Here is a 20985-nt window from a genome sequence, read left to right as displayed (position 1 = left end):
GGGGACGGCAGCCATGAGCGACCTCGCGACCACCTCACCGGAGCTCGACCCGGAGCTCGACGCGGCGATGGACCGCTACCGGGTCGAGCTGACCGGCTACTGCTACCGGATGCTCGGCTCGGCCTTCGACGCCGAGGACGCGGTGCAGGACACGTACGTGCGCGCCTGGCGGGCGTACGCGAAGTTCGAGGGGCGCTCCTCGCTGCGGTCGTGGCTGTACCGGATCGCCACGAACGTCTGCCTGGACCTGCTGAACGCCGGGAAGAAGCGGGCCCGGCCGATGGACCTCACCGCCCCGCAGCACCAGGCGTCCGCCGTGCTCAACGAGCGGCCGGAGGTGACCTGGCTGGAGCCGGTGCCGGACGGGCGGGTGCTGCCGCAGACCGCCGACCCGGCGGAGATGGCGCTGGCGAAGGAGTCCGTGCGGCTGGCGTTCGTGGCGGCGCTCCAGCACCTGCCGGCGAAGCAGCGGGCCGTGCTGATCCTGCGGGAGGTGCTGGCCTGGAAGGCGGACGAGGTCGCGCAGCTGCTGGAGACCACCGTGGCCTCGGTGAACAGCGCGCTCCAGCGGGCGCGGGCGACGCTGTCGGGGCAGGCGCTGCGGCCGAGCGAGCCGGCGGACCCGCTGGACGCGGAGCAGGCGAAGCTGCTGGAGCGGTACCTGTCCGCCTTCGAGGCCTACGACATCACGCGGCTGACCACCCTGCTGCACGAGGACGCGGTGCTGTCGATGCCGCCGTTCGACCTGTGGCTGCGGGGCCCGCAGGACATCGCGGCGTGGCATCTGAACCAGGGCATCGGGTGCAAGGGCTCGCGCCTGATACCGACCACGGCGAACGGGCTGCCGGCCTTCGGCCAGTACCGTCCGCGCGAGGACGGACGGCCGGGGCACGTGCCGTGGGCGCTCCAGGTGCTGGAGGTGTCAGAGGGCCGCATCGTCGGCCTCAACGCCTTCCTGGACACCGCCCGCTGGTTCCCCCTGTTCGGCCTCCCCGAGGAGCTCGACGAGGCCCACGAGGTCCAGTAGGGCCCGGAGGGCGGGGGTCGCACCGGTGACGGTGAGGGCCCCGCGTCCCCGCGCGGCCAGCCGCAGCCGCGCGAGCACCGCCACGGCCCCCAGCCCGGGCGCGGTGACGGCCCCCGCCTCGCACACCACGGCGTCGGCTCCGTCGTCGTACAGCCGCGCCAGGCGGGCGCACAGGCGCGCGGTGTCCTGTTCGGTGGGGCTGGGCCCGGGCAGCGCGAGTCGTCTGATCTCCACGAGGGGGTGACTCGGCCGCGGCCCGGAACTCATCGCCTCCGGGCGGGGGTGTCAGGGGGTGGGGAAGGTGGAGGTGTCCAGCTCCACGGCAAAGGGTTCGGGCAACGTGAACGGGTCCCCGAACTTCCCGACCCGTAGGACTCGGTACACGTCGCCCTTGGGCTCCCCGTAAAGGGTGATCGTAGGGCCCCCGGGGGCGAACGCATCGACGAGGAGATACAGGGGGACGCCGGCCTGGGCGTAGCCCGCAGGTTTGACCAGGCGGTCATGCCTCAGGCTCGACCTCGACGCGATCTCGATGACGAGCTCCGCCGCTGCCGCCGGAACGAAGCATTCGTCCTCCGCCTCAAGGACGAGGTCGTTGGGCACGACCACCAGGTCGGGGATGTACATGCCGGTTTTGGCCGGGATGGCGACCGCCAGTGTCTGGTGGACGCCCCACTCCTCGGGCACGACGGCGTACAACGCCCGATTGAGCTTCGCCGCGATGTAGTTGTGCCTGTTCGCTGGTGCCGGCGTCACGGTGATGAGCCCCTCGATGATCTCCACCCTGCTGCCTTCCGGCCATTCCATCTCCTTCCAGAGGCGGACGGCACGGTCCCAGTCATCGCCCTCTGGAAGGTGCTCGACTGCGAGTGCGCTCATGGTGTGCTCCTCATGCTGTTGGCACCGATCCCAGCATGCCGAACGGGACCGGCGGGGGTCCACCGGTCCCGTTCACACGAAAGGGAAGCCGCAGGTCAGGCGATGCGGTCCAGGACGATCGGCGTGGCGGTGAAGTCCGTGCCGGCCGGGGCCACGTCGTAGCAGCCCTCCAGGGAGGCCAGGGCGTAGTCGAACTTCTCCGGGGTGTCCGTGTGGAGGGTCATCAGCGGCTGGCCGGCGGTGACGGTGTCGCCCGGCTTGGCGTGGAGCTCGATGCCCGCGCCCGCCTGCACCGGGTCCTCCTTGCGGGCGCGGCCCGCGCCCAGGCGCCAGGCGCCGACGCCGACCGCGTACGCGTCGAGGCGGGTCAGGACGCCCGAGGCGGAGGCGGTGACCACGTGCTGCTCGCGGGCGACCGGCAGGGCCGCGTCCGGGTCGCCGCCCTGCGCGGAGATCATCCGGCGCCACACGTCCATGGCGGAGCCGTCGGCGAGGGCCTTCGCCGGGTCGGCGTCCTTGATGCCGGCGGCCGCCAGCATCTCCTGGGCGAGGGCGATGGTCAGCTCGACGACGTCGGCCGGGCCGCCGCCCGCCAGGACCTCGACGGACTCGCGGACCTCGAGCGCGTTGCCGGCGGTGAGGCCGAGCGGGGTGGACATGTCGGTGAGCAGGGCGATCGTCTTGACGCCGCTGTCGGTGCCCAGGGCCACCATGGTGGAGGCCAGCTCGCGGGCGTCCTCGATGTTCTTCATGAAGGCGCCGGAGCCGACCTTCACGTCGAGGACGAGGGAGCCGGTGCCCTCGGCGATCTTCTTCGACATGATCGAGGAGGCGATCAGCGGGATGGCCTCGACGGTGCCGGTGACGTCGCGCAGGGCGTAGAGCTTCTTGTCCGCCGGGGCCAGGCCGTCGCCGGCGGCGCAGATCACGGCGCCGGTGGTGTCGAGGACGTGCAGCATCTCCTCGTTGGACAGGAGCGCGCGCCAGCCCGGGATGGACTCCAGCTTGTCGAGGGTGCCGCCGGTGTGGCCGAGGCCGCGGCCCGAGAGCTGCGGGACGGCCGCGCCGCAGGCGGCGACGAGCGGGGCGAGCGGGAGGGTGATCTTGTCGCCGACGCCGCCGGTGGAGTGCTTGTCGGCGGTGGGGCGGGAGAGGGAGTCGAAGTTCATCCGCTCGCCGGAGGCGATCATCGCGGCGGTCCAGCGGGCGATCTCGGCCCGGTTCATGCCGTTGAGCAGGATGGCCATGGCGAGGGCCGACATCTGCTCGTCCGCGACGACACCGCGGGTGTAGGCGTCGATGACCCAGTCGATCTGCTCGGGGCTCAGCTCACCGCGGTCCCGCTTGGTCCGGATGACGGAGATGACGTCCATGAGGTGACTTCCTTCTACGCGCATAGAGATGAGGGAGGGAGTTCAGGGGGTTACAGGGAGGTTCAAGGAGTTCAGGAGGGGGTCGAGCCCGGCTCGAAGACGGCCGACGGCCCTCCGCCCGGCTGGGCGGAGGGCCGTCGTCACGGCTATCTGAGGTGGTCGGGCCCGAAGGCCTGCGGCAGCATCGCGCTCAGCGGGAGGATCCCGTCCGGTGTCTCCACCAGCAGCTCCGGACCGCCGAACTCGTAGAGCAGCTGGCGGCAGCGCCCGCACGGGACGAGGATGTCGCCCTTTCCGTCCACGCACGTGAAGTGGGTGAGGCGGCCGCCGCCGGTGGCCTGGAGGGAGGAGACCAGGCCGCACTCGGCGCACAGGCCGAGTCCGTAGCTCGCGTTCTCGACGTTGCAGCCGGTGATGGTCCGGCCGTCGTCGACCAGCGCGGCCACCCCGACCGGGAAGCCCGAGTACGGGGCGTACGCGCGGGTCATCGCGTCCCTGGCGGCCGTCCGCAGGGCTTCCCAGTCCACCGTGGGGGCCGGGGTCACTTGCCCTGGCCCTTGCGGTACGGCATACCGTCCGCCTTCGGCATCCGCAGGCGCTGCGCCGACAGGGCGAGCACGAGCAGCGTCGTGACGTACGGGGCGGCGTCCACGAACTGGCTGGGCACCTGGTCGGTGAGCGCGTACCAGATGAAGAGCCCGGCGGCGCAGACCGCGGCGATGCCAGCCTGGACGTACTTCTTCTTGTACAGCTGCCAGGCGACGGCGAGGACGAGCAGGATCGCGATCAGCAGGAGCATCGCGTGCACGTTCTCGGCACCGCCGCGCAGGCGGAGGCTGTAGGTGAAGCCGAAGAGGCCCGAGCCGAGGGCCATGCCGCCCGGCATCCAGTTACCGAAGATCATCGCGGCGAGACCGATGTAGCCGCGGCCGCCGGTCTGGCCCTCCTGGTAGATGCCGGTGGAGACGATCGCGAGGAACGCGCCGCCGAGGCCGGCCATCGCACCGGAGACGATCACGGCGATGTACTTGTACTTGTAGACGTTGACGCCGAGGGACTCGGCGGCGACCGGGTTCTCACCGCAGGAGCGCAGGCGCAGGCCGAAGGCGGTGCGCCACAGCACCCACCAGGTGACCGGGACCAGCAGCACGGCGACGACGGTCAGCAGCGAGAGGTTGGTGACCAGGCCGCCGAGGGCGCCGGCGGCGTCCGAGATCAGGAACCAGTGCTTGCCCTGGAGCGTCGCCAGCCAGTCCGAGAGCCCTGGGATGGTGATCTCGGTGATCGGGTCGATGCGCGGGGACTGCTTGGAGGAGCCGCCCGGGGTCTTGTCGAAGGTGAAGTTCGACAGGTACTGGGTGAAGCCGACGGCCAGGATGTTGATCGCCACACCGGAGACGATGTGGTTCACGTTGAAGGTCACGGTGATGATCGCGTGCAGCAGGCCGCCGAGGGCGCCGCCGATGATGCCGAGGACGACACCGGTCCACGGGCCCCACTGGTAGCCGGCCCAGGCGCCGAACCAGGTGCCGAGGATCATCATGCCTTCGAGGCCGATGTTGACCACGCCCGCGCGCTCGGCCCACAGGCCGCCGAGGCCCGCGAGGGCGATCGGCACGGCGAGCTGGAGGGCGCCGGAGAACTGGCCGACGGAGGTCAGGTCGTTGGCGCCGGAGATCAGGCGGACCACGGAGACCAGCGCGAGGCCGGCCGCGATGATCAGCAGGATCCAGGGCAGGGTGAGCTTGCGGCGGCCGCCGCCCTTCGCGGGCGCGGCGCTCGTCGCGGAAACGGTGCTGGTGCTCACGCCGCGACCTCCTTGTTGTCGGTCTTGAGGGCGTGGCCGGCGGCCAGCTCTTCGCCGACCTTCTGCTGCTGGCGGCGGATGCCGTAGCGGCGGACGAGCTCGTAGCTGACGACGACCGCGATCACGATCAGGCCCTGCATGATCGTGCCGATCTCCTTGGCGTACCCCTCGGTGTCGAGACCGGCGGACGCCTTGTCGATGAAGGCGATCAGGAAGGCCGAGAAGAAGATGCCGATCGGGTTGTTGCGGCCGAGCAGAGCGACGGTGATGCCGGTGAAGCCGACACCCAGGGGGAAGGACAGGTTGTACGTGTGCGACTCGCCGAGCAGCAGCGGCATACCGGTCAGACCGGCGACCGCACCCGAGATGAGCATCGCCGTCATGATCATCTTCTTGGGCTCGACACCGGAGGCCTGCGCGGCGGACTCGCTGGCGCCGGAGGCGCGCAGGTCGAAGCCGAAGCGGGTCCGGTTGAGGACGAACCAGTAGACGACGCCGAGGGCGAAGGCCACGAAGGTGAAGCCGTAGATGTCGCCGCCGGGCAGGGACACGGCCGGGAACCAGCCGGACTCCGGGATGTCACCGGTGGTCAGGTCGTTGGAGCCGGGGGGCTGCACGCCGAGGTTCTTCGGCAGGATCAGCCAGGCGATCAGGGAGGTCGCGATGGCGTTGAGCATGATCGTGGAGACGACCTCGCTCACCCCGCGGCGGGCCTTGAGGATGCCCGCGATGCCGGACCAGAAGGCACCCGTCGCCATGGCGATGAGCACGATCAGCAGGATGTGCAGCGGGGCGGGCAGCGAGACCGCCGCGCCGACCACGGCCGAGACCATCGCCGCGAGGCGGTACTGGCCGTCGACGCCGATGTTGAAGAGGTTCATCCGGAAGCCGACGGCCACGGCCAGGGCCGCCAGGAAGTAGATGCCCGCCTGGTTGATGATCAGGACCTGGATGTCCTCGTAACCCGCCTGCTCGATCATGATCCGCAGCGGGTCGATCGGGTCCACGCCCGAAGCGGCCAGCACGAGCATGGTCAGCACGAGGGCGCTGACCAGCGCGAGCACCGGTCCGGCGGCTGCCAGGAGCAGCCGGTCCTTGTCGAATTTCTTCATCGGGCCTCGTCCTCCGTGGTGTCGCCGTCGACCCCGGCGGAGTGGTCGTCATGGGCTTCGAGGTGGCCGCTGGCCGCGCCGGTCATGGCGGTGCCGAGCTCCTCGGGGGTGATGGTCGCCGGGTCGGCGTCGGCGACCAGGCGGCCGCGGTAGATGACGCGCAGGGTGTCGGACAGGCCGATCAGCTCGTCCAGGTCGGCGGAGATCAGGAGCACGGCCAGGCCCTCGCGGCGGGCCTCGCGGATGGCGTCCCAGATCTGCGCCTGCGCGCCGACGTCCACACCACGGGTGGGGTGGGCGGCGATCAGGAACTTCGGGTCGTGGCTCATCTCGCGGCCGACGATCAGCTTCTGCTGGTTGCCGCCGGAGAGGGAGGCCGCGGTGACGTCGATGCCGGGCGTGCGGACGTCGTACTCGCGCACGATCCGCTCGGTGTCCTTGCGGGCGGCCTTCGGGTCGAGGATGCCGCCCTTGGAGTTGGGCTTCTCGGTGACGTGGCCGAGGATGCGGTTCTCCCAGAGGGGGGCCTCCAGCAGCAGACCGTGCCGGTGGCGGTCCTCGGGGATGTAGCCGATGCCGCCCTCGCGGCGCTTGCGGGTCGGGAGGGCGGTGATGTCCTTCCCGTCCAGGGTGATCGTGCCGCCGTCCGGGCCGACCATGCCCATGAGGGCCTCGATCAGCTCGGTCTGGCCGTTGCCCTCGACGCCGGCGAGGCCGAGGACCTCGCCCTTGTGGATGGTGAAGTCGATGCCGGCCAGGACCTCGCGCACGACGCCGTCCGGGTCGGTCGCACCGAGGCGCAGGCCCTCGACCTGCAGCATCGGGGTCGTGGTCACCGTGGACTCGCGGGTCTCCGGCGAGGGCAGCTCGGTACCGACCATGAGCTCGGCGAGCTGCTTGGTCGTGGCCGTCTTCGGGTCGGCGGTGCCGACCGTGGTGCCGCGGCGGATGACGGTGATGTCGTCGGCGACCTTCAGCACCTCGCCCAGCTTGTGCGAGATGAAGATGACGGTCAGGCCCTCGGCCTTGAGCTCGCGCAGGTTGTCGAAGAGCGCGTCCACTTCCTGCGGCACGAGCACGGCGGTGGGCTCGTCGAGGATGAGGGTCTTGGCGCCTCGGTAGAGGACCTTGAGGATCTCCACGCGCTGGCGGTCGGCGACACCGAGGTCCTCGACCAGGGCGTCGGGACGCACGCCGAGGCCGTACGCGTCCGAGATCTCCATGATCTTCTTGCGGGCCCTGCCGCCGATGCCGTAGAGCTTCTCGCCGCCGAGGACGACGTTCTCCAGGACCGTGAGGTTGTCGGCCAGCATGAAGTGCTGGTGGACCATGCCGATGCCGCGGGCGATGGCCTCGCCGGGGTTGTTGAAGGAGACCTGCTCCCCGTCGATGGCGATGGTGCCCTCGTCCGGCTTCTGCATGCCGTAGAGGATCTTCATCAGGGTCGACTTGCCGGCACCGTTCTCACCGATGAGGGCGTGGACCGTGCCCTTGCGGACGGAGATGGCGATGTCCTTGTTGGCGACGACGCCGGGGAAACGCTTGGTGATGCCGTGCAGTTCTACGGCGAGAGGGGGGCTGGACGCGTTGATGACGCACTCTCCTTGGCGCGGAAGGAGCCGGAAAATAAGCCGAAATAAGCCAAGTGGCAGGAGGACAGGGCGGGGAGAGAAGGTATCGCGTCCACGATGCCTCTACGCGCGTAGCACTGTCGGAAGTGAAAACTTGCGGCCAAGTGGCCACAAGTCCGCACGGACTGGGGGTGGAGACGCGGCTCGGGGTCCGGGAGCGGGTTGACCGCTTCCGGACCCCGGAGACCACGACTCAAGCGTCAGACAGGAACCTTACGGCGCGGTCTTGACGGTGATCTTCTTGGCGATGATGTCGGCCTTGGCCTTCTCCACCGCGGCGGTGACGTCGGCCATCGCCTTGTACTGCGGGTTGGAGTCCGCCAGCGCGACACCGTTCTTGTCCAGGCCGTAGCGGACCTCGCCGGACTCCGGCTTGCCGTCCTTGACCGACTTGATCAGGTCGAACACCGCGAGGGAGACGTCCTTGGTGACCGAGGTCAGGATGTGGTCCTTGTACTTCGCCAGACCCGGCTGGTTGTACTGGTCCGAGTCGACACCGATGGCCCACTTGCCGGCGGTGGAGGCGGCCTCGATGGCGCCCGAGCCCGCGAGACCGGCGGCGGCGTAGATCACGTCGGCGCCACCGTCGAGCTGGCCCTTGGCGGCGGCCTTGCCGAGGTCGGGCTTGGCGAAGCCCGAGAAGTCCGGCGGCTGGGTCAGGTAGGCCGACAGCACCTTGGCGTTCGGGTTGGTGTCCTTGACGCCCTGCTCGAAGCCCGCCTGGAACTTCTTGATCAGCGGAACCTCGACACCGCCGATGAAGCCGACCGTGCCGGACTTCGACGCCTTGGCGGCGGCGACGCCGGCCAGGTAGGAGCCCTGCTCCTCGTTGAAGACCAGGTTGGCGATGTTCGGGCCGGTCTTGGAGGTGTCGTCGATGATGCCGAACGTGGTGTTCGGGAACTTCTTCGCGACCTTCTCGATGGCCGGGGCGTAGGAGAAGCCGACGCCGATGACCGGGTTGTTGCCCTTGCGCGCCAGCTCGGTGAGGCGCTGGACCTTGTCGGCCTCGCTCTCGCCCTCGGTCGGCTCCGCCTCGGCGGTCTTGACCTTGAGCTCCTTCTCGGCCTTCTCCAGGCCCGCGTAGGCGGCGTCGTTGAACGACTGGTCGCCACGGCCGCCGACGTCGTACGCGATGGCGGCGCTGGCGCTCTTCGACTCCGAGGAGGACGAGGAGGACGAAGCGTCCGAGGACTTCTTTCCGCCACAGGCGGTGGCCGAGAGGGCCAGCGCCGCGGACGCGATGCCCACGGTGGCGATCCTGGTGATCCGGCGCAAGGGGAGGCTCCTTCAAAACCTGACCGAAGCGCCACGACCGGCGCTGGTTTCGCGGCGATCGTAACGCGCGTAGATGTCAGTTAAAGGCCCGTTCATGAGTCGTTATCGGATCGTCGCGAACCGGACAGTGACCGGTTGGTAACCGCGGGAGCGTCCAGCCCTTGTGTACCAAGGGCTGGACAGGTCCGACAGGGGACCCGCGGATGTTGTACAGAGATTTACTTGATTTTTTACGAAGAGGGCCTTGTGCGGCGCCCGTCCAGCAGGGCGGCGGCCGTGAAGAACTCCACGCCGTACCCGATCGCGTCCTCGTCGACGTCGAAATCGCCCCGGTGCAGGTCGCGCTTGGCGGTGTCGCCGGGCTTGCGGACGCCGAGGCGGGCCATGGCGCCCGGGACGTGCTCCAGGTACCAGGAGAAGTCCTCGCCGCCGAGGCTCTGCTCGGTGTCCTCGACGGACTCGGCGCCGCACCGGGCCGCCATGGCCTCCCGGAGCAGTTCGGCGACCACCGGGTCGTTCACCACGGGCGGCACCCCGCGCACGTGGTTGATCTCGAACTTCGCGCCGTGCATCGTCGCGACCTCGTCGATGGCCGCGTGGATCATGTCCGGGGCCTCGTACCAGGCGTTCAGGTCCAGGCAGCGGACCGTGCCGGAGAGCTCCGCGTGCATCGGGATGACGTTGCAGGCGTGCCCGGCCTCGATCCGGCCCCAGGTGACCGACATGCCCGAGCGGGCGTCCATCCGGCGGGCCAGCAGGGCCGGCACGTCCACGGCGACCCGGGCGGCGGCCGTCACCATGTCGGTGGTCAGGTGCGGGCGGGCGGTGTGACCGCCGGGGCCCGACAGGGTGACCTCCAGCCGGTCGCAGGCCGAGGTGATCGGGCCGGCCCGCAGCCCGATCCGGCCCGCGTCCACGCGCGGGTCGCAGTGCACCGCGATGATCCGGCCGACGCCCTCCAGCACCCCGGATTCCAGGGCTTCGGTGGCCCCGCCCGGCAGCACCTCCTCGGCGGGCTGGAACAGCAGCCGCACCGGGCGCGGCAGCAGGCCCTGGCGGTCGAGCTCGGCGAGCACCAGGCCGGCGCCGAGCACCACCGAGGTGTGCACGTCGTGGCCGCAGGCGTGGGCGCGGTCCGGGACGGTCGAACGGTAGGGGACGTGCGTCTTGGCGTCCGGGATGGGCAGGGCGTCGATGTCCGCGCGCAGGGCCAGCATCGGCCGGCCCCGGTCCCAGGTGCCGACGTCACAGACGAGGCCGGTGCCGGACTTCAGGACCCGTGGTCGCAGGCCCGCCTTCTCCAGCCGCGCCTTGATCGCCGCCGTGGTCCGGAACTCCTGGTGTCCTAGTTCGGGGTGCATGTGCAAGTCGCGGCGGAAGGCGATCAGTTCGGCACGCAGGTGATCCGGAAGCTTGCCGGGCAGCTCGGGCCGGTCGGGCTTGCCGGGCAGGGCGGGCAGGGACTCGCGGGACATCAACTGGTTCACCCGTTTAAGGGTAGGCGCACGGATGGGTCAACTGTCTGGAGATCACCAGAAATTCATGCCGTTAGGGGAAAGAAAAGCGGCCTCTGGACGCATGACCGGATGCGCCCGGGGGTAAACTCGCGCGCTCATCCGGCCGCCGGGGCCGCCCCGAGGGGGAGTCTGCGCACATCACGGGCGGTGCCGGTGACTCCGGCGAGGAAGCCGCGGGCCCTGGGCGAGGCGGTGGCGGTGAGCCAGGCGGGGTCGATATCGCATACCGCGACCGTCACGCCGGTGCCGGTGAGCGCGTACGGCAGCGTGTGGACGACCGTGGACGGAAAGCTGACGACGGTACGGCCGATGGGGCCGCGCCGGGCGATCAGCTCCAGCGGGAGGTCCGGCCGTACGATCTCCAGCCCGGTCGCCTCGCTCAGCGCGCGCAGCTTCTCCGGCGTCTCCCGGCGGTGGGCGAAGTAGCGGGTGACGCCGTGCTCCCGGGCCAGGGCGCGGACGGCGTCCAGGTAGCGGAAGGGGTCGACCACGCCGGTCTCCACCAGGGAGGTGCCGACCAGGTCGGTGCCCTTGGTCAGCCGGGGCGGCCCGAAGCGGGCCCGGGTCCAGGCGAAGTCGTTGACGCGCAGCCGGGCCCCGGGCGGCGGGGTGACGGGCATCGAGGTGAACAGTTCGACGTCGTGCCCGGCGCGCGGGGTCAGCCTGCGCCGCGCGGTGCCCGACACCGGGGCGTAGACGAGCTCCCGCACCCGGGCGGCGGCCCCGCCGCCGGTGCGGTGCCAGCGGCGCAGCCGCTCGCCCCGGCCGAGCTGCGCGACGAACTCCATGGTGGCGGTGCCGTCGTCCACGACGACGGTCTCGGCCGCCCGGGCCGGGACCAGCAGCAGTTGGAGGAAGCGGGAGAAGGGGTCGCCGACCACGATCCGCTCCGCCCGGCGCACGGCGGGGGCGAGGGCCGTCAGGGCCCCGGCCGGGGACCCCGAGCCGCCCCGGGCCTCCTGCCACTGGACGGCGTGCCCCTCGTCGCGGGCGATCCCGGCGACCCGGCGCAGCTGGCCCCGGGACATGGGGTCGGTCGGGGGCAGGACGACGATCCGCAGCCCGCCGGCGGCCGGGCCGGGGGCAGGCCGGCCGGGTCCGGGCTGGCGGGGGACGGCGGCGGGGCCGGGCTGGCGGGGGACGGCGGTGAGCAGCGGGCCGCCGTCCCCGCGCCGGGTGTGGGCCCACTCCAGCACGTTGAGGAGCTGGACCGGGCTCTCCACGAGGGCCAGGGTGGGGGCTGAGGGGTTCACGACGTACTCCGCTCTGGGGAGGAGGGCCGGGGTGGGTCAGGAGGCGGCGGGAGCGGGGGCCGGGGCCGGGAGGGTGCCCTGGACGCGGCGGAGCTTCCTCATGGGGGCGAGCTCGGAGTCGTAGACCTTCTTGACCCCGTCGCCGAGGGCGGTCTCGATGGTGCGGATGTCGCGGACGAGGCGGGTGAGGCCGCCGGGTTCGACGGAGGCGGCCTGGTCGGAGCCCCACATGGCGCGGTCGAGGGTGATGTGCCGTTCGACGAGGACGGCGCCGAGGGCGACGGCGGCCAGGGTGGTCTGGAGGCCGGTCTCGTGTCCGGAGTAGCCGACGGGGACGTTCGGGTACTCCTCCTGGAGGGTGTTGATCACCCGGAGGTTGAGTTCCCCGGCCTTGGCCGGGTACGTCGAAGTGGCGTGGCACAGGAGGATGTTGTCGCTGCCGAGCACCTCGACGGCGTGCCGGATCTGCTTCGGGGTGGACATGCCGGTGGAGAGGACGACGGTGCGGCCGGTGGCGCGCAGGGCGCGCAGCAGTTCGTCGTCGGTGAGGCAGGCGGAGGCCACCTTGTGGGCGGGCGGGTCGAACTTCTCCAGGAAGGCGACGGCCTCGGTGTCCCAGGGGGAGGCGAACCAGTCGATGCCGCGCTTGGCGCAGTGCTCGTCGATGGCGAGGTAGTCGGCCTCGCCGAACTCGACGCGGTGGCGGTAGTCGATGTAGCGCATCCGGCCCCAGGGGGTGTCGCGTTCGACGTCCCACTGGTCGCGGGGGGTGCAGAGCTCGGGGGTGCGCTTCTGGAACTTGACGGCGTCGCAGCCGGCTTCGGCGGCGGCGTCGACGAGGGCGAAGGCGGTGCCGAGGTCGCCGTTGTGGTTGATGCCGATCTCGCCGACGACGTAGACGGGGCGGCCGGGGCCGGCGATGCGCGTGCCGAGGGTGCGCAGACGGGGGTTGAGGGGGGCGACGGTCATGGCGTCGGGTGTCCTTCGCTGGGGTGTCGGGGGCGTGCGGGGTGCGGGAGCCGGGTCGAGGAGGGGGGCGAGGAGCCGGGCGCGGGCGAGGTCGTGCGGGTCGTCGACCTCCAGGACCCGCGCCGGGTCGGCGGGGACGGGCAGGACCCGCCCGAAGAAGCGGTGGCGGGCGGCGCGCAGGCCTGCCGCGGTCATGGCGTAGGCGGCGCCGGTCTCCAGGAGTTCCTCGGGGCGGTCCTGGCGGCGGGGGCGGTACGCGGGGACGTGGTTGACCCCGGTGCCGGAGCCGTCGGGTCCCCGGCGCCAGAGGAAGCCGTGGAAGGGGGCGGCGGTCAGGGCGGAGTCGGCGGCGCCGCGGCCACGGCGGCGGCGACGGACTCGACGTCGGAGGGGGTGAGGAAGGGGCTGGTGCACTGGACGAGGAGGACCACGTCCACCGTGAGGGAGTTCAGTTCCTCGAAGGCGTCCAGGGCGTGGAGGACGGCCGCCTCACTGCTCGCGGTGTCCCCGCAGAGGGCGGCGGGGCGGGCGATGACGTGGGCGCCGGCGGCGCGGGCGGCGGCGGCGACGGCCCCCGAGTCGGTGGAGACGACCACGTCGGTGACGGTGGGCGCGCCCCGGCAGGCGCGGACGGCGCGGGCGACGAGGGGGATCCCGCCGACGCGCGCGGTGTTCTTGCCGGGCACCCCCTTGGAGCCGCCGCGGGCGGGGATGACCGCGAGCACCCTGGGGGCCCGGGCGTTCACAGCTCGCCCAGGCGGCGGATCGCCGGGGCCACGCGCTGGACCCCGTGCCGGTAGGCGCCCCGGGCCGCCTCGCGCAGGTGCGCCCGCAGCCACCGCCGGGCCGCCGCCTCCTCCCGCCGCACGGCCCCCGGGAGCGGGGTCCCGTCGGGGGCGAGGTGCTGGCGGGCCAGGATCCCGGGCAGGTAACCGGGGGCGGTCTCCAGGGTGTAGTACGGCGCCACGGGCGCGAGCCGCTCCCGCGCGAGCAGCCGGGCGAGCCGCTCCCGGGCGGCGGCGTAGCGGTCGGGCGTCGCGTCGGCGTCCCGGGCGCCCGGGACGCCGTGGGTGCCGAGCCAGGCCGGGTCCGCCCGGGGCAGCAGGCCGGCGTCCAGCTGGTCCCAGGAGGCGAGGCAGCCCGAGCCGAGGAAGTGCTGGTTGCCGAGGGCCTCGCGGATGCCGAGGTCGGTCAGGACGGCCGTCGGGATGCCCCGGTGCAGGGACTCCAGGGCGGCCGTGGAGGAGACCGTGACGAGCAGGTCGGTGCCGTCCAGCACCTCGCCCATGTGGCCGTAGACCAGCCGGCAGTTGGGCGGCAGGCCGCCGGGGAGGCGTTCGGCCAGCCGCTGGTAGGGGTGTTCCTCCAGGTGGGTGGTGTGCTCCCCCGGCCGGCTGCGGAGTTTGACCAGGACCTCCCGGTCCGGGTGCAGCCGCGCGTGTCCGGCCGCCCGGCCCAGCAGGTAGGCGCGGTCGGCGCGGCCCTCGGGTACGGAGGGCTGCACGGCGAAGACCACCCGGTGGGCGCGGCTCCCGGCGGGCTCGTACGGGGCCCCGGCCAGGAAGGGCAGGGCGGTCTCGGTGACGGCGTCCGGGTCGGCGCCCACCCCCTCGTAGACGGCGCGGAAGCGCTCGGCGTCGTGGCGGGAGTTGGCGAGGACCAGGTCGGCGCCGTGGCGCAGCAGCAGCCCGTCGGCGAGCTTCTCGTAGACCACGCCCACGTACCCGGTGACGAACACGGGCCGCCGGGCGGCCTCCGGCCACAGGGCGCGGGCCCCGTGCAGGACGGCCTGGACGGCGCCGCCGACGAGGGCGAGGACGACCACGTCGTAGCGTTCGCGGCCGAGTTCCGCGAGGAACTCCGCGCAGGTCACCTCCACCGGCGCGGCGTCGGCCCCGATCCCCGCCTCGCCGAGCTGGCGGGCGGTGGGGGTGGCGCGGCCGCGCAGGAGGTATCCGGTGACGCGGTGGCCCGGGGAGTCTTCGCGGGGGGCGAGGCGGCGGGCCGTGTGGGCGCCCCATTTCCAGCGTGTGTCGGAATCGGCGAGTACGGCGATCCGTTGATCGGCCCGGCTTCTGCTGAGTGGCACTGGCACCCGGCAGAAGCTATTCCGCATTTCCGGTGGTCGGCCCAACGAGCGCACAACGGTGGGTTAACAACCCGTCGACGAAATGCGAAAGCGCCCTGGTTAACGCGACCGCCCCGCGTCGTTCACATGGAATACGCATCGGGGCCACGGTGAATGCCGGGCCGCGCCCCTAGGGTCTCGCGGGTGCTCAAGCTCTCTGTGGTCGTGCCGTTCTACAACGTGCAGACATACGCGCCGGATGCCCTGCGGAGCCTCGAACTCAACGCCCGCGAGGATTTCGAGTTCCTGCTCGTCGACGACCGTTCCTCGGACGGGACGCCCGCGCTGCTGGAGCGGGCCGCCGCGACCCTGCCGGGGGCGGTGCTGCTGAGACGGGAGCGCAACGGGGGGCTGGCGACCGCCCGCAACACCGGGCTGGACGCGGCGCGCGGGCGCTATATCGCCTTCCTGGACGGCGACGACTGGCTGGCGCCGGGCCACCTGGCCCGCACGCTGGCCGCCATCGAGGCCCTGAACTGCGATTTCGTCCGGACCGACCATGTGCGGGTGACGGGCCGGGAGCGGGTCGTGCAGCGGGTGCCGTTCGGGCCGGAGTCGGTGGTGGCCGATCCGCGCGCCGGGATCCTGCCCGCCTCGCGGGCCACCGCGGTGGACTACCCGTACGCCTGGGCCGGGATGTACCACCGGCGGCTGCTGGAGCGGGGGCTGCTGCACTTCACCGACGGGCTGCGGACGGCGGAGGACCGGCCGTGGATCTGGCGGCTGCACCGGGAGGCGGAGTCGTTCGCGGCGGTCGGCCTGCCGGGGGTCTTCTACCGGCGGGGTATTCCCACCTCGTTGACGCAGATCGGTGACGAGCGCCAGCTCGATTTCATTCGGGCATTCGACCAGGTCCTCGCGGACACGGCGGCCGACCGGGAATCCGAACTCCTGATCCCCAAAGCCGTCCGAACGTATTGCGCGATTATCGCGCACCATATCGGCTCGATGAGAAGGTTCGAACCGGCCGTGGCGAAAAAACTCCGTTCGATGAGCGCGGACGCGCTCGGCCGCATGCCCGGCGCGGCGCTGGACCGGGCCCTGGACTCGATGGACGCCGAACGCTCCGCCCTGCTGCGCAGGCTGCGCCGCCGGACCCCGGCCGCCTCCGCCTCCGGGGCCGCGGCGTGAACGTGACGCAGGTCTTCCTCGCCTCCACCCTCTACGGCGCGGCCACCCTCGCCGCCGCCCTCGACGCCGGCTGCCTCCCGCCGGCCGGCCGGCGGATCCTGCTGACCAGCAACCACTCCCCCGCCCCCGAGGTCACCCCGGGCCTCGACGCCATGCCCGGCTTCGCCGTGCTGCGCTCGCGCTTCGACGAGGTGCTCGACTGGAACGCGGTCGTCGCCCCGCAGCACCCCAGCACCTGGGCGCCGCGCCCGGAGGACGTCCCGCTGTGGGAGCGGCAGCTGCGCCACTCGTGGGGGCTGGGCCGGGACCGGGTCGAGCTGATCGTGGAGTCCCTCCAGGTGCCGCCCGCGCAGAGCCTGTGCCGGCTGTTCCCGGGGGCCGCGATCGACGTCTACGCCGACGGGCTCATGTCGTACGGGCCCACCCGCTTCCGGCTCGACCCGCAGATCGGGATGCGGGTGCGGCGGGTGCTGCACCTGGACCTGGTCCCGGGGCTGGAGCCGCTGCTGCTGACCGAGTTCGGGGTGCGGGGTGAGCTGATCCCGGCGCCGGCCGCCGTGCGGGTCTTCGCCGAGCTGGCCGACGCGGCGGAGCCGCCCGGGCCGCTGCCCGGGGGCGGGGACGGGGAGGAGCCCTGTGCCCTGCTGCTGGGCCAGTACCTGTCCGCGCTGGAGCTGATGCCGGCCGACGAGGAGGAGGAGCTGCACGCCGCGATGGTGCGCGGGGCCTGCGAGTGGGGGCACCGGGACCTGGTCTTCAAACCGCATCCGAGCGCTCCGGCGGCGTACTGGCGGCGGGCGGAGGCGGAGGCCGCCCGGCTCGGGGTGCGCCTGACGGTGCTGGACGCGCCGGTGCCGGCCGAGACCCTCTACCGGCGGCTGCGCCCGGCGCTGGTGGTGGGCTGCTTCTCGACCGGGCTGCTGACGGCCCGGGCGCTGTACGGGATCCCGGTGGCGCGGACCGGCACCGGGGCCCTGCTGGGCCGGCTGACCCCGTACCAGAACAGCAACCGGATCCCGCTGACGCTGGTGGACGCGCTGGTCCCGGACCTGGACGGGCCGCCCCGGGATCCGCCCGCCGATCTGCCGGGGCTGGTCGCGGCGGTGGGCTTCACCATGCAGCCCCGGATCCTGCCGGAGCGCCGCCCGGCGGCCGAGGCGTACCTGGCCCGGCACCTGGACCCGTACACCCGGCGCTACTTCGGGCGCCGCCGGCTGACCGCGCTGGGGCTGCCGGGCGGGGTCCCGCGCCGGCTGGCGTTCCTGCCGCGCAGCCGCGCGGTGCGGCGGGCGGCGCACCGGCTCCGCAGGCGGCTGGGCCGGCTGTCCGCCGGGCTCTGACACGGCCGGGGCGGCGACGGCGGGCCGGGGCGCGGGCCGGGGGCGCGGCCCCGGGGGCGCGGGTGTCAGCTGGTGGCGAGCTTGGCGGCGAAGCCGAGGAAGATCACGCCCGCCGCCGAGGTCGCCCCGGCCGACAGCCGCTTGCGGCGCCGGAAGGCGGCCGACAGGCGGGTGCCGGTGAATATCAGGGTGGACAGGTAGACCAGGCTGACCAGCTGGGAGACCGTCCCGAGCAGCAGGAACGACAGCGCCGGGTGGGCGTACCCGGGGTCGACGAACTGCACGAAGAACGACAGCAGGAACAGGATGGCCTTCGGGTTGAGCAGGCTGACCAGCAGCGCCCGCCGGTACGGCCGCTCGGCCGCGCCCGCGGCCTCCGCCCCGGCCGCCTCCGGCTCCGCGTCCCGCGTCAGGCGCGCCCGCCACATCCCCCACGCGGCGCGCAGCATGCCCACGGCCAGCCAGCCCAGGTAACCGGCACCGAGCACCTTGACCACGCCGAACAGCACCGGGCTCGCCTTGAGCAGGGCCCCCGCGCCGACGGCCGTGAGCACCATCAGCACGGTGTCGCCGGTGAACACGCCGAAGGCCGCCCGGTAGCCCTGCCCCACCCCGCGCCGCGAGGCGACGGACAGGACGTAGAGCGAGTTCGGCCCCGGCAGCAGGACGATCAGCGCCACCGCGGCGAGATAAGTAGGAAGATCTGTCACACCCAGCATGGGCAGGAGTGTCCCACAGGTACGCACCTGTCACGCCAGTGGGTTTCACCCAGCGAGACCGGCCGGCTCGTACGTCCCCCAGACCTCCCGCAGCACCCCGCACACCTCGCCCACGGTGGCCCGCGCCCGCAGCGCCTCCTTCATCGGGTGCAGCACGTTCTCCTCCGCCCCGGCGGCCACCTCCCGCAGCTCGTCCAGCGTGGCCCGCACCACCTCCGCGTCCCGCCCGGCCCGCAGCCGGGCCAGCGCCTCGCACTGGCGGGCCTCCACCGCCGGGTCGACGCGCAGCGGCTCGTACGGCTCCTCCCGCTCCAGCGCGAACCGGTTGACCCCGACCACGACCCGCGCCCCGGCCTCCTGCTCCCGCGCGATCCGGTAGGCGTTGGCCTCGATCTCCCCCTTCTGGAACCCGGCCTCGATCGCCGCGACCGCCCCGCCGAGGTCCTCGACCCGCCGCATCAGGGCGAGGGCCGCCTCCTCCACCTCGTCCGTCATCCGCTCCACCGCGTAGGACCCGGCGAAGGGGTCGGCGGTGTGCGGCACGTCCGTCTCGTACGCCAGCACCTGCTGGGTGCGCAGGGCGAGCCGGGCCGCCTTCTCCGTGGGCAGCGCGATGGCCTCGTCGAAGGAGTTGGTGTGCAGGGACTGCGTCCCGCCGAGGACCGCGGCCAGCGCCTGCACGCCCACCCGTACCAGGTTCAGCTCGGGCTGCTGAGCCGTCAGCTGCACCCCGGCGGTCTGGGTGTGGAAGCGCAGCATCATCGACTTGGGGTCCCTGGCCCCGAACTCCTCCCGCATGACGCGGGCCCAGATCCGCCGGGCCGCCCGGAACTTGGCCACCTCCTCCAGGAGGGTGGTGCGGGCGACGAAGAAGAAGGACAGCCGGGGGGCGAACTCGTCGACGGCCATCCCGGCGGCGATCGCGGCACGGACGTACGCGAGCGCGTCGGCGAGGGTGAAGGCGATCTCCTGCACGGGCGAGGCCCCCGCCTCGGCCATGTGGTAGCCGGAGACGGAGATGGTGTTCCACTTGGGCATCTCGGCGCGGCAGTAGCGGAAGGTGTCGGCGGTCAGCCGCAGGGAGGGGCCGGGCGGGAAGATGTACGTCCCGCGCGCGATGTACTCCTTCAGGACGTCGTTCTGGATCGTGCCCGTCAGCCGGCAGCCGGGGATCCCCTGTTCCTCCGCGACCAGCTGGTACATCAGGAGCAGCAGGGCGGCGGGGGCGTTGATCGTCATCGAGGTGGAGACCCGGTCGAGGGGGATGCCCTCGAAGAGCGCCCGCACGTCCTCGACGGAGTCGACGGCGACGCCGACCTTGCCGACCTCCCCGGCGGCGAGGGGGGCGTCGGAGTCGTGGCCCATCTGGGTGGGCAGGTCGAAGGCGACGGACAGACCGGTACCGCCGCCCTCGATGAGCCGCCGGTAGCGGGCGTTGGACTCGGCGGCCGTGCCGAAGCCGGCGTACTGGCGCATGGTCCAGGGACGGGCCGTGTACATCGCGGGGTGGATGCCGCGGGTGTACGGGTACTCCCCCGGCGCGCCGAGGGCGGCCCCCGGGTCCCAGCCCGTCAGGGCTCCCGGCCCGTAGACCGGTTCGATCGGGAGCCCGCTCTCGGTGCGGGCCGTGGGACGGACCATGTCGTGGGACCTCCGTGTCCGTGGATCCGACCGGCCCGGGGCTGGTACAACCGTGCCCGCGACGGCCGCTGGTCACAATGGGGCAACATCCGGGGTTCGTCCGCAACTGTCCACGCCCGTGAGGCATCACCTAGATACACGACGATGAATCCGGGGGAACCGCGATGCACCGACAGAGAGCCATCATCCGCACGCTCGGCCTCGCCACGGCGGTCGCGTTCGCGGCGACCGCCTGCGGTCCCCAGCATCCCGGCTCCGCTCCGGCGGCGCCCTCCGCGCCGGTCGCCCCGCCCTCGGCCTCCGCCTCCGGGCAGGACGACAAGCCGGGCGCCTCCTCGCCCGCGCCGTCGCCCTCGGAGCCGGCCTCCCCGTCCGCCTCCCCCTCCGCCCCGGCCTCGCCGTCGGAGTCCGCCGCGCCCGCCGCGAAGCCGGTCATGGCCAACGGCGACGAGACCGACCTGGTCCGCGAGCTCCAGGCGCGGCTGCGCCAGCTGAAGCTGATGACCTCGGCGCCCACCGGGTTCTACGGCTCGAAGACCACGGCCGCCGTGAAGACCTTCCAGTCCCAGCACGGGCTCGGCGCGACCGGCACGGTGGACGAGGCCACCTGGCGGAAGATCCAGGAGCTGAGCCGCAAGCCCACGGACGAGGAGCTGCGCCCGCCGACCACCAACGAGGTGGCCGCCCCGGACCCGCGCTGCATGCAGGGCCGGGTGCTGTGCATCAGCAAGGAGAGCCGCACCCTCGCCTGGATGATCGACGGCAAGGTGGTCTCGTCCATGGACGTGCGCTTCGGCTCGGAGAACACACCGACCCGTGAGGGCCTGTTCCAGGTGGAGTGGAAGGCGAAGGACTGGACGTCGACGATCTACCACACGCCGATGCCGTACTCGATGTTCTTCAGTCAGGGCCAGGCCGTGCACTACTCGGCCGACTTCGCGGCCCGCGGCTACGCCGGCGCCTCGCACGGCTGCGTGAACGTCCGGGACAAGGTGAAGCTGTCGGCGCTGTTCGACCAGGTGAAGGTCGGCGACAAGGTCGTCGTCTACTGGTGACGGCCATTCGGTCGGCCGACCGGCCGGGGGTGTGGAGGAGTGAGGGCGCGGGCAGGGCCGGGGGAACGTGCCCCGCCCGCGCCGGGTGCGCAGAGCCCAGGGGTACGGGGGGAACCCCGGCTCTC

The 20985-nt window shown here is 72.4% G+C and carries 18 protein-coding genes and 1 pseudogene; 4 read left to right on the top strand and 15 right to left on the bottom strand.

What is annotated here, in order from left to right; translation table 11 throughout:
* The first annotated feature begins 13 nt into the window (after window positions 1-13).
* Window positions 14-1027: a sigma-70 family RNA polymerase sigma factor gene (locus tag ABT403_RS07935; protein WP_344163886.1), complete on the top strand. Its 1014-nt coding sequence runs from the start codon at window positions 14-16 to the stop codon at window positions 1025-1027.
* Here the strand turns inward: ABT403_RS07935 and ABT403_RS07930 are convergent.
* The 13 genes and pseudogenes from ABT403_RS07930 to ABT403_RS07870 all read right to left on the bottom strand — a co-directional run bounded on the left by ABT403_RS07930 (window position 923) and on the right by ABT403_RS07870 (window position 14962).
* Entirely contained in the window at window positions 923-1261 is a 339-nt protein-coding gene (locus ABT403_RS07930) for an STAS domain-containing protein (protein WP_344163883.1), read from the bottom strand. The genes ABT403_RS07935 and ABT403_RS07930 overlap by 105 nt on opposite strands.
* Window positions 1262-1312: 51 nt before the next feature.
* The gene (locus tag ABT403_RS07925) at window positions 1313-1906 is read right to left on the bottom strand and encodes a Uma2 family endonuclease (protein WP_344163880.1); all 594 of its coding nucleotides are present in this window, start codon (window positions 1904-1906) and stop codon (window positions 1313-1315) included.
* 95 nt (window positions 1907-2001) lie between these two features.
* The gene (locus ABT403_RS07920; protein WP_344163877.1) at window positions 2002-3279 is read right to left on the bottom strand and encodes a thymidine phosphorylase; all 1278 of its coding nucleotides are present in this window, start codon (window positions 3277-3279) and stop codon (window positions 2002-2004) included.
* Window positions 3280-3425: 146 nt separating this feature from the next.
* Window positions 3426-3824 (bottom strand): cytidine deaminase, encoded by a 399-nt coding sequence (locus ABT403_RS07915; RefSeq protein WP_344163874.1) that lies wholly within the window; start codon window positions 3822-3824, stop codon window positions 3426-3428.
* Window positions 3821-5086: an ABC transporter permease gene (locus ABT403_RS07910; RefSeq protein ID WP_344163872.1), complete on the bottom strand. Its 1266-nt coding sequence runs from the start codon at window positions 5084-5086 to the stop codon at window positions 3821-3823. Before ABT403_RS07910 ends, ABT403_RS07915 begins: the two co-directional genes overlap by 4 nt.
* The gene (locus ABT403_RS07905; RefSeq protein ID WP_344163869.1) at window positions 5083-6198 is read right to left on the bottom strand and encodes an ABC transporter permease; all 1116 of its coding nucleotides are present in this window, start codon (window positions 6196-6198) and stop codon (window positions 5083-5085) included. The genes ABT403_RS07910 and ABT403_RS07905 overlap by 4 nt, the downstream gene beginning before the upstream one ends.
* Window positions 6195-7790 carry an ABC transporter ATP-binding protein gene (locus tag ABT403_RS07900; RefSeq protein ID WP_344165803.1) on the bottom strand — a complete coding sequence of 532 codons (1596 nt, stop codon included), beginning with the start codon at window positions 7788-7790 and terminating at the stop codon, window positions 6195-6197. Before ABT403_RS07900 ends, ABT403_RS07905 begins: the two co-directional genes overlap by 4 nt.
* Window positions 7791-8042: 252 nt before the next feature.
* Window positions 8043-9107 (bottom strand): BMP family lipoprotein, encoded by a 1065-nt coding sequence (locus ABT403_RS07895; protein ID WP_344163866.1) that lies wholly within the window; start codon window positions 9105-9107, stop codon window positions 8043-8045.
* A 230-nt stretch (window positions 9108-9337) separates the two neighbouring features.
* Complete coding sequence (locus ABT403_RS07890) at window positions 9338-10582, bottom strand: amidohydrolase (RefSeq protein WP_344165800.1); 1245 nt, start codon at window positions 10580-10582, stop codon at window positions 9338-9340.
* 137 nt (window positions 10583-10719) lie between these two features.
* The gene (locus tag ABT403_RS07885; RefSeq protein ID WP_344163863.1) at window positions 10720-11877 is read right to left on the bottom strand and encodes a hypothetical protein; all 1158 of its coding nucleotides are present in this window, start codon (window positions 11875-11877) and stop codon (window positions 10720-10722) included.
* A 36-nt stretch (window positions 11878-11913) separates the two neighbouring features.
* Window positions 11914-12846, bottom strand: coding sequence for an N-acetylneuraminate synthase family protein (locus ABT403_RS07880; RefSeq protein ID WP_344165797.1), 933 nt, complete (start codon window positions 12844-12846; stop codon window positions 11914-11916).
* 24 nt (window positions 12847-12870) lie between these two features.
* A pseudogene (locus ABT403_RS07875) lies at window positions 12871-13592 on the bottom strand (acylneuraminate cytidylyltransferase family protein); the annotation flags it as partial.
* Complete coding sequence (locus tag ABT403_RS07870; protein WP_425580244.1) at window positions 13589-14962, bottom strand: DUF6716 putative glycosyltransferase; 1374 nt, start codon at window positions 14960-14962, stop codon at window positions 13589-13591. The gene ABT403_RS07870 and the pseudogene ABT403_RS07875, both read right to left, overlap by 4 nt.
* 156 nt (window positions 14963-15118) lie before the next feature.
* Here ABT403_RS07870 and ABT403_RS07865 point away from each other — a divergent pair, with 156 nt between their 5' ends.
* Together ABT403_RS07865 and ABT403_RS07860 are read left to right on the top strand one after the other, a co-directional pair.
* The gene (locus tag ABT403_RS07865) at window positions 15119-16105 is read left to right on the top strand and encodes a glycosyltransferase family 2 protein (RefSeq protein ID WP_344163859.1); all 987 of its coding nucleotides are present in this window, start codon (window positions 15119-15121) and stop codon (window positions 16103-16105) included.
* Window positions 16102-17445, top strand: a complete 1344-nt coding sequence (locus ABT403_RS07860) for a polysialyltransferase family glycosyltransferase (RefSeq protein ID WP_344163856.1) — start codon at window positions 16102-16104, stop codon at window positions 17443-17445. Before ABT403_RS07865 ends, ABT403_RS07860 begins: the two co-directional genes overlap by 4 nt.
* A 65-nt stretch (window positions 17446-17510) precedes the next feature.
* On the opposite strand, the gene leuE is transcribed toward ABT403_RS07860, so the two are convergent.
* Entirely contained in the window at window positions 17511-18164 is a 654-nt protein-coding gene (leuE, locus tag ABT403_RS07855; RefSeq protein WP_344163853.1) for a leucine efflux protein LeuE, read from the bottom strand.
* A 45-nt stretch (window positions 18165-18209) separates the two neighbouring features.
* Window positions 18210-19805 (bottom strand): acyl-CoA mutase large subunit family protein, encoded by a 1596-nt coding sequence (locus ABT403_RS07850; protein WP_344163850.1) that lies wholly within the window; start codon window positions 19803-19805, stop codon window positions 18210-18212.
* A 164-nt stretch (window positions 19806-19969) separates the two neighbouring features.
* Between ABT403_RS07850 and ABT403_RS07845 the strand changes: the two genes are divergently transcribed.
* Window positions 19970-20860 carry a L,D-transpeptidase family protein gene (locus tag ABT403_RS07845; RefSeq protein ID WP_344163847.1) on the top strand — a complete coding sequence of 297 codons (891 nt, stop codon included), beginning with the start codon at window positions 19970-19972 and terminating at the stop codon, window positions 20858-20860.
* The last annotated feature ends 125 nt before the right edge of the window (window positions 20861-20985 follow it).

Origin of the sequence: Streptomyces sp. NPDC000075 (genome assembly GCF_040301925.1) — a bacterium.
Lineage (GTDB): Bacteria > Actinomycetota > Actinomycetes > Streptomycetales > Streptomycetaceae > Streptomyces > Streptomyces polychromogenes.
Note: the sequence above shows the minus strand (reverse complement) of the source record. Positions and strands in the feature narration are given on the sequence as shown.

Excerpts from the sequence above, each read along its gene's own strand:
- ABT403_RS07905 (WP_344163869.1), bottom strand. The coding sequence starts at position 6,198 with ATGAAGAAATTCGACAAGGACCGGCTGCTCCTGGCAGCCGCCGGACCG.
- ABT403_RS07935 (WP_344163886.1), top strand. The coding sequence starts at position 14 with ATGAGCGACCTCGCGACCACCTCACCGGAGCTCGACCCGGAGCTCGAC.
- leuE (WP_344163853.1), bottom strand. The coding sequence starts at position 18,164 with ATGCTGGGTGTGACAGATCTTCCTACTTATCTCGCCGCGGTGGCGCTG.
- ABT403_RS07890 (WP_344165800.1), bottom strand. The coding sequence starts at position 10,582 with ATGTCCCGCGAGTCCCTGCCCGCCCTGCCCGGCAAGCCCGACCGGCCC.
- ABT403_RS07880 (WP_344165797.1), bottom strand. The coding sequence starts at position 12,846 with ATGACCGTCGCCCCCCTCAACCCCCGTCTGCGCACCCTCGGCACGCGC.
- ABT403_RS07850 (WP_344163850.1), bottom strand. The coding sequence starts at position 19,805 with ATGGTCCGTCCCACGGCCCGCACCGAGAGCGGGCTCCCGATCGAACCG.
- ABT403_RS07845 (WP_344163847.1), top strand. The coding sequence starts at position 19,970 with ATGCACCGACAGAGAGCCATCATCCGCACGCTCGGCCTCGCCACGGCG.
- ABT403_RS07870 (WP_425580244.1), bottom strand. The coding sequence starts at position 14,962 with ATGCGGAATAGCTTCTGCCGGGTGCCAGTGCCACTCAGCAGAAGCCGG.
- ABT403_RS07920 (WP_344163877.1), bottom strand. The coding sequence starts at position 3,279 with ATGGACGTCATCTCCGTCATCCGGACCAAGCGGGACCGCGGTGAGCTG.
- ABT403_RS07925 (WP_344163880.1), bottom strand. The coding sequence starts at position 1,906 with ATGAGCGCACTCGCAGTCGAGCACCTTCCAGAGGGCGATGACTGGGAC.